The 19,632-nt window shown below is 69.0% G+C and carries 2 protein-coding genes; one reads left to right on the top strand and one right to left on the bottom strand.

What is annotated here, in order from left to right:
• The first annotated feature begins 55 nt into the window (after nt 1-55).
• Complete coding sequence (locus tag RHA1_RS24975) at nt 56-751, top strand: 3'-5' exonuclease (RefSeq protein ID WP_011597340.1); 696 nt, start codon at nt 56-58, stop codon at nt 749-751.
• A gap of 6 nt (nt 752-757) precedes the next feature.
• On the opposite strand, the gene RHA1_RS24970 is transcribed toward RHA1_RS24975, so the two are convergent.
• Complete coding sequence (locus RHA1_RS24970; RefSeq protein ID WP_041811982.1) at nt 758-19,561, bottom strand: non-ribosomal peptide synthase/polyketide synthase; 18,804 nt, start codon at nt 19,559-19,561, stop codon at nt 758-760.
• Between the last annotated feature and the right edge of the window lie 71 nt (nt 19,562-19,632).

Genomic DNA, 19,632 nt, shown 5'->3' with positions numbered 1-19,632 from the left:
GGCGCCAGAGGCGGCCGATACTGGGCGGGCAACGAATCACCACCGAGAGGCCCCCATGACCAGCTGGTCGGACAGACCGATCTGCGCGTTCGACCTGGAGACGACGGGGCCCGACCCCACCGACGCCCGCATCGTCTCCGCGTGCATCGCCGTCGTCGACGCTCACCACTTCGAGTCGCGAACGTGGCTGCTCGACCCGGAGGTTCCCATCCCGCAGGGCGCCTCGGACGTGCACGGAATCTCCACGGAGTACGCCCGGGCCCACGGGCAGGACTACGCCACCGGGTACGGGGAGATCCGCGAGGCTCTGCACGACGCATGGACCCGCGACCATGCCGTCGTCGCGTTCAACGCCTCCTACGACCTGACCGTCATGCACACCGAGGGCCTGCGCCTCGGGCTGGCCGAACTCGTCACCGGCATCGTGGTCGACCCGTACGTCATCGACCGCGAGATGGACCGGCACCGGAAGGGCAGGCGCACACTGGGCGCGGTGTGCGAGCACTACGGCATCGCCCTCGAGGACGCCCACGAGGCCGAGGCCGACGCGATCGCCGCCGCACACCTCGCCCGGACGCTCGCGCAGGAGTACCCGAATCTGCGGGCCCTCGACATCATGACGCATCAGGCCGGCTGGCACGCAGAACGGCAACGCGACTTCGCCGACTACCTCGTCCGGCAGGGCAGGGACGCATCGGACGTCAACGGCGAGTGGCCGATTCGCGGTCTCGCAGAGTTCCGCATCGCCTGATCCGAGTCACGGCCGTTCGGAGAGCGTGCGCGAGAGGACCGGCCCGATGACGGCGAGGGACTGCGGCTCGATCATCTCGTTGTGCCCGCAGTCCACGGGCTGCTCGTCGATCCGACCGGTCACGAGCGGCCGCCACTCGTCCGCCGACCGGGCCCGGGTCGTGCCGTTCCCGTCGCGCGTGGCGGGGAAGATGAGCAGGTCGCCGTCGTACACCCGGGGCACGAAGTGGTGGGCGAGCCACCTCGAACTCTCGTACCCGGCGGCGATGCGTTCGAGGTCGTGCCCCCGCACTCCGGTCTCGGTCCCGAACGATTCGTCGATCAACCGCGCGGCGTGCTCGTAGGTCATCTCACCGTCCCCCTCGGCCTGGAGTCCCAACCCGCGCAGGAGGTCCCGGATCTCCAGCCGGTCGGCCGGCGGGTCCTCGCCGCCCACGGGGTAGCTGTCCATGACGGCAAGCGTCGCGACCTCTTCGCCGGCTGCCTGCAGTTCGACGGCCATGGCGTGCGCGATGACCCCGCCGAGTGACCAGCCGAGCAGGTCGTACGGGCCCGTGGGCTGGATGGCCTGCATCTCCTCGATGTAGCGGTGGGCCAGTTGCTCGATCGTCCGGTAGTCGCCGTCATCGCTGATCGTGGGCAGCTGCAGTCCGTACGCCGGCCGGTCGGGAGGGAGATACCGCACCAGCCCGGCGTACCCCCAGGACAGGCCGATGCCCGGATGCACGCAGAACAACGGTCGCCCGCTTCCCTGCGCACGCAACGGAATCACCACGGCGAGTGCCTCTTCCATGCCGGCGCTCCGATGCGGCAGGTCGAGGCGGCGCGCGATCCCCGCCGGTGTCGGGTCGAGGAACATCCACTGCAGCGGAACCCTCCGGTCCAGCGCAGCCTGCAGCGCGCCGACGATCCTGGTGGCGAGGAGCGAATTTCCACCGAGATCGAAGAAGCTGTCCGCGGTACCCACCCGGTCCACCCCGAGAACCTCCGTGAAGGCGTCCACGACGATGCGCTCGTTTTCCGTGGCCGGCGCCCGGAACGCCGCACCGGTCGAACCGAACTCCGGGGCTGGCAACGCCTTCCGGTCGAGCTTGCCCACCGGGGTCATCGGAATCCGATCGAGTACGACCACCGCGGACGGCACCATGTGGGCGGGCAGTCGCTCGGACGCGTAGGTGCGCAGTCCCGCGGGCTGCACCTCCTGCCCGTCCTGAGCCCGCACGTACGACGCGAGCACGGTGTCACCGGACGGGCCGATGTGACCGATGGTCGCGGCGAACGCAACCGCCGGGTGACGGGTGAGCACGGCGTCGATCTCCCCGAGTTCGATACGGAATCCACGGACCTTGACCTGGAAGTCGCTGCGCCCGATGTACTCGAGTGCGCTCGCCGACTCACGCCAGCGCACCACGTCACCGGTCCGGTACATCCGGCACCCCGGTTCCCCGAAGTTGCAGGCCACGAATCGTTCCGAGGTGAGCGCCGCCCGGTTGTGGTACCCGCGTGCCATACCCGGTCCGGCGATGTACAACTCGCCGGGCACACCGACCGGGACCGGCTGCAGCCGCTCGTCGAGGACCAGGAAAGCGAATCCCCGGGCGGGTGCCCCGATGTTCACGCTCTCGCCGGGACGCATCGGGTCGCTGACGCTCGCCTGGATCGTGGTCTCCGTGGGCCCGTACCCGCTGTGCAGGCTCCGACCCGGAGCCCACCTCGCCACCACCTCCGGCGGGCACGCCTCGCCCACCAGATCCAGGACCCGGAGCGAATCGAGTCCGTCGTTGTCGAGGGCCGCCAGTGCGGTCGGCGTGATGGTCGCATGAGTCACCTGCTCGCGACGGAACAGATCCGCCAGTTCGCTGCCCCCGACGATGGCAGGCGGCACGATCACGACGCGCGCCGACGCACTGAACGCCATCATCAGCTCGAACACCGAGGCGTCGAAACTCGGGGACGCCAGCTGCGACACCCGGGACTCGTGCGTGACCTGGAACCGTTGGTGCGTCTCCGCGGTGAAATCGGCCATGCCCCGGTGGGTGACGGTCACGCCCTTCGGCCTGCCGGTCGACCCCGACGTGTAGATGAGATAGGCCGGGTGAGCGAGGTGCAACGGATTCGTCCGATCCGCGTCGGTGATCGGTGCCGACGACACGGCCGACGCCTGCGTGGCGAAGTCCTCGTCGTCGAGGATCAGCCACGGAACGGTGTCGGGCAGGGTGCTCCGGCGACTTCTCACGGTGAGGCCGAGCGCAGCCCGGCAGTCGATGAGCATGTAGTCGATGCGGTCGCGCGGGTAGGTGGGGTCGACGGGCACGAACGCCGCGCCTGCCTTGGTGATCGACCAGATCGAGACCACCGACTCGATCGACCGGGGCATTCCGACTGCCACGAACGTCTCCGGTCCCACCCCGCGTCCGCGGAGGACCCGGGCCACCCGGTTGGACCACTCGTCGAGTTGGCGGTAGCTGACCCGCCGGTCCTCGAAGGACAGGGCCACCGAGTCCGGGTCGAGTGCTGCGGCGGCCGTCAGCAGATCGGGCCACAGCTCGGGGCGCACCTGCGGCTCGCCGCGGGCAGGCACCATCGCCCGCAACTCCACCTCGTCGAGGAGGGGGAGGTCGCCGATCGGCCGGTCCGGATTCGCGGTGACGGCGTCGAGGATGCGCACGAAGCGGTCGGCGAAGCCGCGGACCGTGTCGGAGTCGAAGAGATCGGTGGCGAAGTCGACGGCGCCGTTCATCCCGGCCGGCGCACCGTTCGCGTCGAACTCCTCCGCCAGGAGGAATTCGAGATCCACCTTGACCACGGCGAGGCCGGGATCGATTCCGCGGACTTCCAGCCCCGGCAGTGTCAGGACCGGTCGCTCGTTGTTCTGGAATTCCAGCGAGACCTGGACGAGCGGCGCATACGCCGTCGATCGGGTCGGGCCCACCGCGTCCACCACCCGCTCGAACGGAACGTCGGCATGGGCGAAGGCTTCGAGATCGACGTCGCGACAGTGCGCGGCCAGGGCGGTGAACGACTCGGCCGCATCCACCTGCGTGCGCAGGGCGAGCGTGCCCACGAACATGCCCACCAGGTCGTCGAGTGCGGGGTCTCCCCGGCCGGCGATCGGGGCGCCGACGGCGACGTCCGGGGTTCCCCCGAGACGGCTGAGCAACACCGCCAGTGCGGCGTGCACGGTCATGAATTCGGTGGAGCCGAGACGTCGCGACAGTTCGCCGATGCGACGGTGCAGGTCGCTGTCGACGGCGAAGTGGATGCGCGCGCCGCGGAAGGACTGCTGGGACGGCCGATCCCGATCCGTGGGGAGTTCCAGGAGGTCGGGGGCGCCTGCGAGTGTGGTCGTCCAGTAGTCGAGTTGCCGCGAGATCAGCGATCGGGGGTCGTCGTCCGAACCCAGCGACTCCCGTTGCCACAGGGCGTAATCGGCGTACTGCACCGGCAGGGGCGGCCAGTCGGGTGCGCCGCCGCCGACGCGGGCGCCGTACGCGGTCATCACGTCGCGCACCAGCGGGACCATCGAGAACCCGTCCGCCGAGATGTGATGCACCACCACGGCGAGTACGTGCTCGGTGTCGCTCAGTGAATACAGTCCGGCCCGCAGCGGGATCCGCACGGTGACGTCGAAACCCGCCGAGACCAGCCGGGTCAGCTCCTCTCGCAGGCCGTGCTCGTCCGCGACGGGGACGGGGGTCAGAGTGGGCACGGCACCCTCGGCGGGCAGGATCTGCTGAACCGGCCAGTCCCCGCGGACCGGGAACATCGTGCGCAGCGACTCGTGCCGGGCGACGACGTCGGTGAGTGCCGAGTTCAGCGCTCCCACATCGAGGGCCCCGCTCAGTGACACCACGATCGGGATGTTGTAGGCAGCCGAGGTGGTGTCGAGCTGGTTGACGAACCACATCCGCTGCTGCGCGTACGACAGCGGAATGTCGTCGGGCCGGCTGCGGGCCGCGAGCACCGGATGTCCGGACGGCCCGGCGCCGGCGTGCTCGATCCGTGCCGCCAGCGCGGCGACCGTGGGCGCCTCGAACAGATCCCGCACCCCACAGTCGGTGCCGAGCAGCGCGCGCAGCCGTGCCATCACCCGGGTAGCGCTCAGGGAGTTGCCGCCGATGTCGAAGAAACCGGCGTCGGCGCCGACGCGCGCCAGTCCGAGTACCTCTGCGAAGACGACGGCCACCGCGTCCTCGATCGGACCGACCGGCACCCGGTCGTGCCCTGTCCCGGAGAGCAGGTCGGGTTCGGGCAGTGCCGCGCGGTCCAGCTTGCCGACGGCGGTCAGCGGGATGCGCTCCAGCACCGTGATGGAGGTGGGCACCATGTGGGACGGCAGGCGGTCCGCCAAGTGCCGGGTGAGTACGACCGGGTCGAGGGAGCGCCCCGACGCCGGAACGACGTACGACACCAGCAGGGTGTCTCCCGCGGGTCCGCGGTGCGCGAGAGTGGCGGCGAATCCGACGTCCGGCTCCGACATGAGGGTGGAGTCGATCTCGCCGAGTTCGATGCGGAAGCCGCGCACCTTCACCTGGAAGTCGGTGCGGCCCACGTACTCGATGCTGCGGTCTGCCGTCCACCGCACGATGTCGCCGGTGCGGTACATCCTCTCGCCGGGGCGGACGGGGTGGGCGACGAACCGTTCGGCGGTGAGTGCCGGTCGGCGGTGGTAGCCGCGGGCCAGGCCGGCGCCGGCGAGATACAACTCGCCGGGAACTCCCACGGGGACCGGTTGCAGCCGGGGGTCGAGCACCAGTTCCGTCACCCCGCGGATCGGGCCGCCGATGGTGATCGGGTTTCCGGGAACCATCGGCTCGCTGATGTTGGACATGATCGTCGTCTCGGTCGGTCCGTACGCGTTGTACAGCCGACGGCCCGGCGCCCAGCGGGCGACGAGTTCGGGTGGGCAGGCCTCGCCGCCGAACACCAGGTCCGTGAGATGCACCAGCCCGGCCGGATCGAGTGACGCCAGCGCAGCGGTGGTGATGAACGCGTGGGTGACGCGCCGGTCGGCCAGCAGCCTCGCGAGTTCCTCACCGCCGAACACGGTGGGCGCCGCGATCACCATCGTCGCGCCGGCACCGAAGGCCTGCAGGTACTCGAACACCGACCCGTCGAAACTCGGCGTGGAGAAGTGCAGAGTCCGGGACTGCGGTGTCGCCCCGAAACGTTCGAGCTGGTCGAGTGCGAAGTTGTCGAGTCCGCGATGGGTGACCACTACGCCCTTGGGCACACCCGTGGATCCCGACGTGTAGACGGCGTACGCGGCGGTGTCCAGCGTGACCGGACCGCTCCGGTCGGCATCGGTCACGGGTGCCCCCGCGCGCTCGGCGCACTCGATCGCGAAGGCGGGTTCGTCGAGCACCAGCCAGTGCGCGGCGCCCGGGAGCCGGTCACGGTGTGCGGTCGTGGTCACGCCGAGGGTGACTCCGGAATCGACGAGCATGTGGGTGATGCGCTCGTCGGGGTAGTTCGGGTCGATCGGCACGAACGCCGCACCGGTCTTCGCCACCGCCCACACCGACAGTATCGAGTCGAGGGACCGCGGTATTCCGATGGCCACGAACGTCTCCGGGCCCGCACCACGGGCGATGAGTGCGCGCGACAGGCGATTCGACCGCTCGTCCAGGTCGCCGTAGCTCACGTCGCCGTCCTCGGAGGACAGTGCGATCGCGCCCGGATCGAGCGCGGCTCCCTCGGCGAGAATCTGGGGCAGCGTGCGTATCGACCCACCCGGACGGCCGCGGACCGGCACCAGGTCGGCGCGCTCCCGGTCGGTCAGCAGCGACAGCGCGGCCAGCGGCCGGTCGGGACGAGTGCAGGCGTCGAGCACCCGCAGCACGCGCCCGGCGATGTCGTCGATGGTGTCCGCGTCGAAGATGTCCGGCAGGTACTCGAATTTCAGGCGAAGACGAGAGTCGACGGATGCCACGAGACTCAGCGGATAATGGGCCGCATCGCGCGCATCCACTCCGGTGACGCGCATTCCGGCGATGTCGGTCTCGGTGGAGAGCCCGGCGCGATCGACGGGGTACGACTCGAACACCGTCAGCGTGTCGAATCCGACCTCCGGCCCGGCGGCACTCTGAATCTCGGCCAACCCGAGGTAGTGGTGATCCAGCAACGCCGCCTGCTCGGCCTGCACGCGCTCCAGCAGGGCACCCACCGTGTCGTCGGGGCGCAGCCTGACCCGGACGGGCAAGGTGTTGATGAACAGTCCGACCATCGTCTCGATGCCGGCCAGTTCGGGAGGCCGCCCCGAGACGGTGGCACCGAACAGCACGTCGTCGCGGGCGGTCAACGTACCCAGCACAATCCCCCACGCGACCTGAACGAGCGTATTGACCGTCAGGCCACGCGACCGCGCGACGTCACGCAGGCGGGTGGTGTGGTCCTCGTCCAGGTCGAAGACGAACTCGTCGGACATCGTGGACAGCCGTCGTCCCGGATCCGAGCGGGCCAGCAACGTCGGTCCGTCCACCCCGGCGAGGGCCCGCCCCCACACCTCCCGGGAGGCGCCGTGATCTCGGCGGCTCATCCACGCCAGATAGTCGCGGTACCCGCGGACGCGGGGCAGCGGCGACGGGTCCCCGTCGGTGGCGTAGAGCGTCAGCAACTCCCGGACCAGCAACGGCATCGACCAGCCGTCGAGGAGGATGTGGTGGTTGGTCGACACCAGCCGATAACGGTTCGGGGCGGTCGCGATCAGCATGAACCGGATCAGCGGGGCACGTGTCAGGTCGAACGGGCGGACCCGGTCCTCGGCCAGCAGTCGCGCGACCTCGGCCGCCGCGGCGTCCTCGTCCAGAGCCGTGAGTTGGACGTCGCGCCAGGGCGCCTCCACCCGTCGCCGGATCACGTGGACGGCGTTGCCCTCGGCGTCGTGCAGGAAGCCGGCCCGCAGATTGGCGTGCCGGTCCAGCAGCGCATCGGCCGCGCGGCGCAGTCGACGCGGATCCACGGTGCCCTCCAGTTCGAGGCTCACCTGCACCAGGTAGACATCGAGGGAGTCGTCGGCGAGTTCGGAGTGGAACAGCATGCCGGACTGCAGGGGCGACAGCGGCCACACGTCCGTCAGGTCCGGACACACGTGTTCGAGGTCCTCGATCGCATCCTGCCGCAGTTCGACGAGATCGAGATCCGACGGTGTGAACCCGCCGCCGCCCGACTCCGCATGCGCGCCGAGAGCAGCGAGTGCCTGCACCCACAGCTGCGCGAGTTCCTCGACCTCCTCGCGGGTGAGGACGCCCGGCGGGTACGTCCACGTGGAGTTCAGCTGGGGGCCGTCGCCCGAGTCGACGGTCATCGCGTTGACGTCGACGACGGCCGCGACGGGCACCGCCGACTTCTCGCGCAGTCCGGGTTCGTCGACCGGCACCCACCCCTCCGCGGTCGCCGTGGCGGTCGGGCCCATCCTGCCGAGATAGTTGAAACTGACCTGAGGCATCGGCAGCGGCGAAAGAACCTGCGCCGTCTCGTCGTTCAGATACCGGAGAACCCCGAAACCGATGCCGTGGTCGGGAACGGCGAGGAGTTGCTCCTTCACGGTCTTCACCGCGGCCCCCGCGGACGGGCCCGCGGCGAACGCGTCGTCGAGGTCCACCCCGCTCAGATCGAGTCGCACCGGGAAGATCGTCGTGAACCAGCCGATCGTGCGTGCGAGATCAGCGCCAGGCGCCAACTGCTCCTCGCGACCGTGTCCCTCGAGACTGACCAGCGCGCCGGACAGTTCGATCCCGCGTCGTCGCCGCCAGCTCGTCAGCGCCATGGTCAGCGCCGTCAGCAGCGCATCTCCCACGCTGCCGTGGAAGGCCCGCGGCACGGTCGTCAGGAGCGTCTCGGTCAGCGGGGCCGGAACCCGTACCGCGATGTCCGCGGCCGTCGCGGCGGTGTCCGACGGGGTCACCCGGCGCGATCCCAGCAGCGGGTCGGGCGCGTTCAGCATTCCCTGCCAGAGTTCGACCTCGGCGGTGCGCGGGGGTTCACGCGCGGCGTCGGCGAGTGCGTGCGCCCACCGGCGCATCGACGTCCCCGGTGGCTCCAGCGCCGGTGCCGCGCCGGACTGCAGTTGCGCGCACGCCGCCGCGAGGTCGGGGATCAGGATCCGCCAGGACACACCGTCCGTCACCAGATGATGGACGACGATCAGCACGCGAGCCGGATGTTCGGCCCGGTCCAGCCAGACCGCCTGCATCATCACGCCCGATTCCGGGTCGAGCCGGTGGAGGGCGCTGTCCAGTTCGGCGCCGACATCGTCCATCCGCCCCCGGCGGAGAACGGTCGTCGCCCGCACCGATCCTTCGGCCTGCACCTCCATCGACCAGCCCTCTTCGGTGCGGGACGTGCGGTACAGCCGGGCCCGCAACAGCTCGTGCCGATCCAGCACGGCCTGCAGAGCTTCCGTCAGGGTGCGTTCGTCCACCGTGGCGGGCAGCGTGAACAGTGCGGACTGCGAGTAGCGGCGGAAATCCCCGCCCCGGGCGAGCATCCACCGCACGATCGGGGTCAGCGGAATCTCGCCGATCCCGCCTCCCGGCAGCTCGTCGAGAACCACCGTCCCGTCTTCCGTCCCGGCAGCCGCGGCCAGCCCGGCAACGGTTTTGCGCTCGAACACCTCGCGCGGTGAGATCAGTATCCCGGCGCCCTTGGCGCGGGTGACCAGTTGGATGGACATGATCGAATCCCCGCCGAGGGTGAAGAACGAATCGTCGACCCCCACCGAGTCGAGGCCGAGGACCTCCGCGAACAGGTCGGCGAGGATCCGTTCGGTCTCGGTGACCGGGCCGCGGCCCGCCGTCACCCGCTGTCCGAAGTCCGGTTCGGGCAGGGCTTTCCGATCGAGTTTGCCGTTCACCGTCCGCGGCAGCTCGTCGAGAACCACCACCGCGGCCGGCACCATGTGCGACGCCAATCGCACCGCGGCCGCATCGATGATCGCGGCCGGGTCGATCGCGGCGCCGGTCTCCGGCACCACGTACCCCACCAACCGGTCCCCGCGTGCAGTCACGACCGACTGCGCCACCCCCTCGCACGCGAGCAGCGCCGCTTCCACCTCCCCGAGTTCGATCCGGTAGCCCTTCACCTGCACCTGGAGGTCGTTGCGGCCGAGGTACTCCAGCTGTCCGTGCCCGTTCCACCTGCCCAGGTCGCCGGACCGGTACATGCGGGCCCCGGGAGTGAAGGGGTCGGCGACGAATCGGCCGGACGTGAGGGCGGCCCGGCCCAGGTAGCCGCGCGAAACCTGCGCACCCGAGACGTACATCTCGCCGACCACGCCCGGCGGCACCGGATGGAGTCGTCCGTCGAGCACGTACACGCGCAGTCCGGGCAGTCCCCGGCCGATCACCGATGCGGACTCCTCCTCGACGAGGTCCCGGTGGATCGGCAGGTGGCTGACGTGCACGGTCGTTTCCGTGATGCCGTACATGTTGACCAGGACCGGTGCGGCGTCGCCGCGGCGTGCGTACCAGCGCCGCAACTGGCCGAATTCGAGGGCCTCCCCGCCGAAGATCACGTATCGCAGCGACAGGCCGGGACCACCGGCGAGGCGATCGGCCTCCGCCAATTGGTAGAAGGCGGTGGGGGTCTGATTCACGACCGTGACGGTTTCACCGCGCAGGAGTTCGAGGAACCTCTCGGGTGAGCGCGCCGTGAAATAGTCCACCAGCACCAGCCGGCCACCGTGTGCGAGCGCTCCCCACATTTCCCACACCGAGAAGTCGAACGCGGCGGAATGGAACATGGTCCACACGTCGGCCGGTCCGAATCCGAACAGCGTCTGGGTGTTCGCCAGCAACGTGATCACGTTGCGGTGCGAGACCTGCACGCCCTTCGGCTGCCCGGTGGAACCCGACGTGTAGATCACGTATGCCACCGAATCCAGGTGCAGTGGAGTACGACGGTCGTCGTCGGTCACCGGCAGCGACGAGAACTGCTGCAGCGCAGTCACGGTCTCGGGGTCGTCCAGCACCACCACCGGGACCCCGGCGCCGCGGAAGGTCCCCGCGTCCGCGGTCGTGGTGAGCACACACTCCGGCCGGGCGTCGCCGAGCACGAAAGCCAACCGCTCGGCAGGAGAGGCCACATCCACCGGAAGGTACCCGGCGCCCGTCTTCACCACTGCGAGCAGCGCCACGACGAGGTCGATCGACCGCGTCATCCCCACCACCACCAGCGTTTCCGCACCTACCCCCTGCGCCACGAGAAGTCGCGCGAGCCGGTTGGCCCGGTCGTCGAGTGCGCGGTAGGTCATCGACGCGCCGTCGCAGCGCACCGCGACGGCGTCGCCCGCGGATGCCACCATGCGATCGAACGCGTCCACGAGCGACAGCGGCGGGACGTCGGTCCCCGGCCGATGCGCGGCGGTGAGCACGAGTTCGCGTTCGGGCGCGTGCAGGATGTCGATGTCCCCGACGGGTGTGGCCGGGTCGGTGGTCACGGCCTCGATCACGCGCACGAAGCGCTCCGCGAAACTCTTTACCGACGCACGATCGAACACGTCGGTCGCGTAGCGGAGGCCGGCGCCGATCCCGGCCGGAACCCCCTGCTCGTCGACCCGCTCCACCAGGCTCAGCTGCAGATCGAACTTCGCGACGTCCAGATCGACGTCGAGCGACCGGGCGGTCAACCCGGGCAGTTCCAGGTGGGTGCGGGTGGCGTTCTGGAATTCGAGCAACACCTGGAACAGGGGTGAGTGCGCGGTGGACCGCTCGGGTGCGAGTTGGTCCACCAGACGCTCGAAGGGGAGGTCTGCGTGCTCGAACGCGCCGAGGTCGACCGACCGCACGTCGGTGAGCACGTCGGCGAACGACGACCCTGGTGCCACCGCTGTGCGAAGCACCAGCGTGTTGACGAACATTCCCACGACGTCGTCGAGTGCCGCGTGGCCCCGGCCCGCGATCGGGGTTCCCACCACCACGTCGTCCGATCCCGATACTCTCTCGAGCAGCACGGCCAGCGCGGCGTGCACCACCATGAACAGAGTCGAATTGTACTGGCGTGCAAGCTCGGTCAGAGCTTTGTGAACGGAGGGCGGGATGTCGAACGGGACGACGTCCCCGAGGAACGACCGCTGGAGGGGTCGTGGCCGATCCAGGGGCAGTGGCAGCACGTCCGGGATGCCCGACAACGTCCGCGCCCAGTAGCCGAGCTGCCCGGACATCATCGAATCGGGCTGCTCTTCGGTGCCCAGAGCCGCTCGCTGCCACAGGCTGTAGTCGGCGTACTGCACGGGCAGCGGCGCCCAGCCGGGTGCCTGCTGCTGTGCGCGGGCGGTGTAGGCGAGCATCACGTCCCGCGCCAGGGGTGCCATGGAGAAGCCGTCGGCCGCGATGTGGTGCGCGACGAGGGCGAGAACGTGCCGCTCGGGAGCGAGTTCCCACAGTCGCACCCGGATCGGAAGGTCCTCGGTGACATCGAATCCCACGCCGAAGAATGCGGTGAGCGAGTCGCGAAGGGCCCCTTCGGCAACCGGGACCGGATCGAGTTCGGGGGTCGCGAGCGCGGAATCGACGATCACCTGCCGGGGTCCGTCGGCGGAACCGGGAAACACGGTCCGCAGCGACTCGTGCCGTTCCATGACGTCGCCGAGTGCCGCTTGTAGCGCAGTCAGGTCCACCGCGCCGTCCAAGTCCAAGGCGACCGGGATGTTGTAGGCCGGTGAGGAGGTGTCGAATTGGTTGACGAACCACATGCGCTGCTGCGCGAGGGAAAGGGGAATCCGTTCGGGCCGCGCCGTCGCGGTGAGTGCCGGGGAGGCGGAACTCGTCCTCACGTCCGAGTCGATCCGGACGGCCAGATCGGACACCACGGGTGCGTCGAACAGCGCGGCGACACCCAGAGCCGTGTCCAGTGCGCTGTTGATGCGTCCGACCGCGCGGGTGGCACTGAGCGAGTCTCCCCCGAGGTCGAAGAAGCTGTCGTCGGCCCCGACGCGATCGACCCCGAGGACGGCCGCGAAGGCCGTGGCGATCGCTTCCTCCGCGGGTGTGGTGGGGGCGCGATATCCGATCGTGCGCGTGCCGAAGTCGGGTTCGGGCAGGGCCTTGCGGTCGAGTTTGCCGTTCACCGTCACCGGCAACTCCGCCAGCACCACCACCACCGACGGCACCATGAACCCCGGCAACGCCACCGCAGCCGACTCCCGCACCACCCGCTCGTCCACCACCGCCCCGGCCACCGGCACCACATACCCCGCCAGATACTCCCCCGACGACCCATCCCCGCGCAGCACCACCACCGCCTGCGCCACATCCTCCCGGCGCAACAACACCGCCTCGATCTCCCCCAACTCGACCCGCTGACCCCGCAACTTCACCTGAAAATCCGTACGCCCCAAATACTCCAACTCACCGGACGGCAACCACCGGACCCGATCCCCCGTCCGATACAACCGCCCCGTACCGAACGGATTCGCCACAAAACGATCCGCCGTCAGGTCTGCTCGCCCCTGATACCCCCGCGCCAACTGCACGCCCCCGAGATACAACTCCCCCGCCACCCCCACCGGCACCACCCGCAACCGCCCGTCCAGCACATAGGTCTGCGTATTCCACACCGGCGCCCCGATCGGGACCACAGTCCGATCCGACCCGGAGACCTCGTGGAACGTCACGTCGACCGCAGCCTCGGTCGGACCGTACAAGTTGTGCAGCTCCGCCCCGCTCACCCCGCGCAGACGTGCCGCAGTTGCCGACGGCAAGGCCTCACCGCTGGTGAACACCCGGTGCAGCGCACCGCACCCCTCCACGTTCGCCCCCGCCAGAAACACCTCGAGCATCGACGGCACGAAATGCACAGTGGTGACCGACTCCTCGCGGATCACCCGTTCGAGGTACGCCGGGTCGCGGTGCCCGTCCGGCTCCGCGATCACCAACCGCGCACCGACGATCAACGGCCAGAACAACTCCCACACCGACACATCGAACGTCACCGGCGTCTTCTGCAACACCACATCATCCGACGCCAACCCATACCGATCCTGCATCCACAACAACCGATTCACGACACCCTCGTGCGGAACCGCCACACCCTTAGGCCGACCCGTCGACCCCGACGTGAAGATCACATACGCCGGATTCTCCGGCCGCACCGGACCCGATCGATCGCCGTCCCCCACCGGACCCGCCGAAAACCCCGACACATCCAGGGTGTCCAACTCCACCACCCGCACACCCGCAGGCACCACCACCCGATCCGCCGACGACGTCAACACCAGCACCGGATCCGCAATCCCCACCACATACCCCACCCGCTCGGCAGGCTGACCCGGATCTATCGGCACATACGCCCCACCCGCCTTCACCACCGCGTAAATCCCCACCAGCATCTCCACCGAACGACGCACGGCCACACCCACCGACGACTCCGGACCCACCCCCGCCGCGACCAAGAACCGCGCCAGCCGATTCACCCGCGCATCGAACTCCCCATACGACAACACCACATCCCCACACACCACCGCCGCAGCACCAGGAGTCCGCCCCACCTGCGCGTCGAGCAGGTCGACGAGGGTGGTGTGCGGCACCGGGTGACCCGTCGCATTCCACGAACCCACCACCAACGCCCGCTCACCCGGCCCCAGAACCTCCACATCACCGACCGCGGTGTCCGGATCCGCAACCAGACCCGCCAGAATCCGGAGGAACCGTTCCCCGAATCCCGTGACCGTGTCCGGATCGAACACGTCCGACGCGAACGTGAACGACGCGTCGACGCCTGCCGGCGTCCCGGACGCGTCGTAGCGTTCCGCGAGCGTCAACTGCAGATCGAATTTGGACACACCGGAATCGACATCGAGGATCTCCACCGTCAGTCCCGGCAGGTCGAGGTGCGCCGGGGCGGTGTTCTGAAACTCCAGAAGAACCTGGAACAGCGGTGAGTACGCTGTCGAGCGGGTCGGTGCGACCGTGTCCACCACGCTCTCGAACGGCACCTCGGCATGACCGAACGCTGCCAGATCCGCCTCCCGCGCCCGCGACAGCACCTCGGCGAACGTTGCTGCGGGCTCGACGGTCGTCCGCAGGACCAGAGTGTTGACGAGCATCCCCACCACGTCGTCGAGTGCTTCCTCGCCGCGCCCGGCGATCGGCGTCCCGATCGCGATGTCTCCGGAACCACTCAGCCGCGCCGCCAATACCGCCAGCACCGCGTGCATCACCATGAACATCGTGGAGTTGTGCTGCCGCGCAATGAGCAGAAGCGCCCGATGCTGTTCCGCCGACACCGGGAACCGGACGATCCCACCCCGTAATGCTCTGTCCGCGGGTCTCGGTCGATCGAGGGGAAGATCTATCGCGTCGGGGAGGCCGGACAGCGTCTGCTTCCAGTATTCCAACTGCGCCGACATCATGCTGTCGGGGTTCTCGTCACTGCCGAGGGCCGCCCGCTGCCACAGGCTGTAGTCGGCGTACTGCACCGGGAGTGGCCGCCAGTCCGGCGCCTGCTGCTGTATCCGCACCGAGTAGGCCACCATCAGGTCGTGCGCGAGCGGGGCCAGCGACGCTCCGTCCGCCGAAATGTGGTGCACCACCAGTATGAGGACGTTCTCGTCGTGGCCGGTCCGGAACAGGGCACCACGTACGGGCACCTCGGTGCTCACGTCGAAGCCCCGAGCGGTCAATTCGGCGATCCGCGCGCGCACCGCGTCCTCGTCTTCGCAGACCGTCGGCTCCAGATCCGGAATCACCTCCCCCGGTGGCAGGATCACTTGTTGCGGTCCGTCCACCGACGCCGGATACACCGTGCGCAGCGATTCGTGTCGTTCGAGGACGTCCGCAACCGTGGCCCGGAGCGCCTCCACGTCGAGCGTTCCGGACAGTCGGAGCGCCATCGGAATGTTGTAGGCCGGCGACGAGGTGTCGTACTGATTGACGAACCACATACGTTGCTGGGCGAGCGAAAGCGGGATCCGGTCGGGACGTGTCTGCGCCACCAGGTCCGGGCGGTCGGGGCGCCTCGCGTGAGTACCCTCGATCCGGTCTGCCAGTGCCTCCACCGTCGGTGCCTCGAACAGGGTCCGCACCACGAGGTCGATGCCGAGTGCGGCGTTGACCCGCGCCACCACTTTCGTCGCGACCAGTGAATTTCCGCCGAGGTCGAAGAAGCTGTCGTCGAGCCCGATTCGTTCGACACCCAGCACGTCGGCGAACACTCGCGCGACCGCCCGCTCCACCGGAGTGGCAGGTGCACGGAACTCGGTGGCCGTGGAGAGGAATTCCGGCGCCGGCAGTGCCGCACGATCGAGCTTCCCCACCGGTGTCATCGGGATCTCGTCCAGTACCACGATCGCCGCCGGCACCATGTACGTCGGCAATTGCTCTGCGGCATAGTCGATCAACTCGCGAGTCGCGAGCTGGTGCCCGGCCGCAGGCAGCACGTACGACACGAGCACCGTGTCGCCGGACGGTGCCGTTCGCGGCATCGTCATCGCGGTCCGCACGCGCGGATGGGCGTGGAGGACGGTGTCGATCTCACCGGGCTCGATGCGGAATCCGCGTATCTTCACCTGGAAATCGATGCGGCCCAGGTACTCCAGTGAAAGGTCGGTGCGCCACCGCACCACGTCCCCGGTTCGATACATCCGCTCGCCGGGGCCGCCGAAGGGGTTGGCCACGAACCGTTCGGCCGTCAGCGCTGATTTGCCGTGATACCCGCGGGCGAGGCCGTCACCCGCGACGTACAGCTCCCCGGCGACGCCGGGCGGCACCGGTTGCAACCGCGCGTCGAGGACGACCTCGTGGAACCCGCGGAGCGGACCGCCCACCGTGATGGTGCCGGTCGGTGACATCGGTGCACTGATGTTGGACATCACGGTGGCCTCGCTGGGCCCGTACGCGTTGCTCAATCTGCGACCGGGCGCCCACCGCTCGACGAGTTCCGGCGGGCACGCCTCGCCGCCGAACACCACGTCGCCGAGGTCGGCGAGTCCGTCCGGTTCGACCGTTCCGAGCGCGGCAGTGGTGACGAATCCGTGAGTGACCCGCTCCGACTTCAGGAAGCGGGACAACTCGGCGCCGCCGTAAACCGTGGGCGGCACGATCACCATGGTTGCCGCGGCGGCGAACACGTGCAGGTACTCGGAGACGGACGCGTCGAAACTCGGTGTGGAGAAGTGCAGAATCCGGGATGTCTCCGTCGCCCCGAATCGTGAGCGCTGCTCGGCCGCGAAGTTGTCCAGGCCACCGTGTGTGACCACGACGCCTTTGGGCCTGCCCGTGGAACCGGATGTGTAGATCACGTAGGACGGGTTCTCCACGCGGAGAGGCCGCGCCCGCTCGGCATCGGTCACGACGGATACCGGGTGCGCCGCACAGTGGGTCCGGAATTCGTCGTCGTCGAGTACGAGCCACGGAATCGCGTCCGGAAGCAGGGAACGGACGGCGGACACCGTGATGCCCAGGGCGGCACCCGAATCGCCGAGCATGTGCTCGATACGTTCGGCCGGGTAGTTCGGGTCCACCGGCACGTAGGCCGCACCCGACTTCGCCACCGCCAGCATCGACAGAACCGACTCGATCGAGCGAGTCGTGCCCAGTGCGACGAAGTTTTCCGGCCCGATGCCGCGTCCGGCGAGGACGCGCGCCAACTGGTTCGAGCGCTCGTCCACTTCGCGGTACGTCACCTCGGTACCGCGATACGAGAGCGCGATACCGTCGGGGTTGGTTCGTGCTGCCGCGGAGAACAATTCGGGCAAGGTGCGGCCCGGTCGCCCCGGACTGCCGGAGACCGGAACGAGTGTGGCCCGTTCGGTATCGGACAGGATGTCGAGGTCGCCGACGACGAGCCCGGGGTCGTCGGCGGTCGTCTCCAGGATTCGGCGGAACCGTTCGCCGAGGCGACGTACCGTGTCGGGGTCGAACAGATCGGTGGCGAACCCGAGAGTCGCCGTGATGCCGGACGGGATGCCGTCGGCGTCGGAGTTCTCGGTCGCGGTCACCCGGAGGTCGAGTCGGCCGATCCCGGACGTCTCCGCCTCGTCACGGCACTCGAGAAGGACCTGGACGATCGGCGAGTACGCGGGCGAATCGCCGAGGGCGAGCGTCCGGACCACCCGTTCGAATGGGACGTCGCGGTGCTCGAACGCCTCCCGGTCGATGTCGCGGACGTGGCCGAGGAGATGCGTGAAGTGCGTGTCCGGTTCGACGCGGGTACGGAGCGCCACGAGGTTCCGGCCGTGGTCCGCCGTGGTCGTGGTTCCGATCATCACGTCCGAGGCCCCCGACAGCCGGCTCAGCAGCACGGTGAACGCTGCGTGCAGAACCGAGAACGCGGTGGTGTCGTGTTCGTGCGCGAGGGCCAGCACCGCGGCATGCGCTTCCGCGCCGATCTGAATTTCGACGCGGTCTTCCCGCCCGGATTGCTCGACGGGCCGGGGCCGATCGGACGGCAAATTCAGCACTTCGGGCATCCCCGACAGCTGATCCGTCCAGTACGCGAGTTGATGCGCCTCGAGGCGTCGTCGCTCGCCGTCGCGGGCCGTGACCTCGTGAATCGTCGCGACCCGGGCCTGCGGGTCGGCCGAGATGAACTCTTCCAGCAGTTCGACGAAGTGCCGGTGGTGCAGGCGCAGCGCCGCGTCCTCGTACCGGTTCGGGTTGGCCCGGAAATCGACGTAGATCTCGGCCGGCGTCCCGCTCGGGTACACGTTGACCAGGAGGTCTTCCACCGGACCCGACGTGACGATGTGGTATTCGCCGACCAGTGGGCCCAGCTGCACGTTCTGGTGGAACAGCATGACGTTGACCATCGGTCCGTGGAGATCGGCGCCGCTGCCCGCGCCCACGTCGCGGCGGATGTCCTCGACACTGCACCGCTGATGCCGCAACGCGCCCATCAGCTCACGTCTGACCCGCGACACGAGGTCCGCGACCGTCTCGTCCTCGTCGACCGTGATCGGCAGCGGTGCGACGCTGACCATCATGCCGCCGGAGTTGCGCAGCACCGAGGTGGTCCGGCCGGACATCGGAACATTCACGAGGACATCAGTTTTCGCCGTGGTCCGCGACAGGTAGCAGGCGAAGGCGGCGATGATCGTGACTGCCGCGGTGGCGTTTGCCCGACTGTCGGCGCCGTGGATACCGGACACGGCGGCCTCGGACAGCAGGGCACTCTCGACCTTGCTCCTGGCGAGTGCGGGGGCGGGCGTGTCGGCCAGGGTCGATCCGTCGACGGCCTCGACTCGCTTCGCCCAGTACTCCCGGTCGGCCACGAAGCGATCCGACGACCGGTAGCGGGCGTCGACGTCGTACAGCTCGTGCAGGGTCGCGGCGCGACTCGGATCCGGTTCGCGCCCGGCCACCACGGCCGAGTACCGGTGCGCGATGCGGTTGATCACCGTCATGGCGCCGTATCCGTCGAGCGCAACGTGGTGAATGCGGCTGTACCACAGGTAATGCGACTCTCCGACGCAGAGAATCGAGGTCTCGAACAGTCGATCCGCGTCGAGATCGAGGGGGGCCTGGTAGTCCCGGTCCATCCATTCGTGCGCGGCAGCGACCGGGTCGTCCTCACCGCGAAAGTCGATGAAGGCGATGGACGTGTCGGTGGCGTGGTCCACGTACTGCATCGGTCGGCCGTCGACCTCGACGACCTTGAGGAACGGCGACTGGAACTCGCGGGCCACCGCGATGGTCTCCCGGCGCAGCAGGTCGATGTCGAGGTCGCCGTGCAGTTCCACGTAGTGCGCTACCGAGATCGGCACCGCGGGGTCGAGTTGCTGCGCGAACCAGGTGGCACGCTGCGCCGCAGACAGCGGGAACGGCTCCCCTTCCGAATCGTGTGTGGCCGGCTTCCGCGCGTCGACGGGCTTCACGGCGGTTCCTCCCCATAAGGTATCCCCGACCACTCACGGCGTGACCGCGTCCGTATCCTGGCTCGCGAATG

Origin of the sequence: Rhodococcus jostii RHA1 (genome assembly GCF_000014565.1) — a bacterium.
In the GTDB taxonomy this organism is placed as follows: Bacteria; Actinomycetota; Actinomycetes; order Mycobacteriales; family Mycobacteriaceae; genus Rhodococcus_F; species Rhodococcus_F jostii_A.
Note: the sequence above shows the minus strand (reverse complement) of the source record. Positions and strands in the feature narration are given on the sequence as shown.

What these genes read in the sequence shown, in the direction of transcription:
- RHA1_RS24975 (WP_011597340.1), top strand. Translation starts at nt 56, where the DNA reads ATGACCAGCTGGTCGGACAGACCGATCTGCGCGTTCGACCTGGAGACG.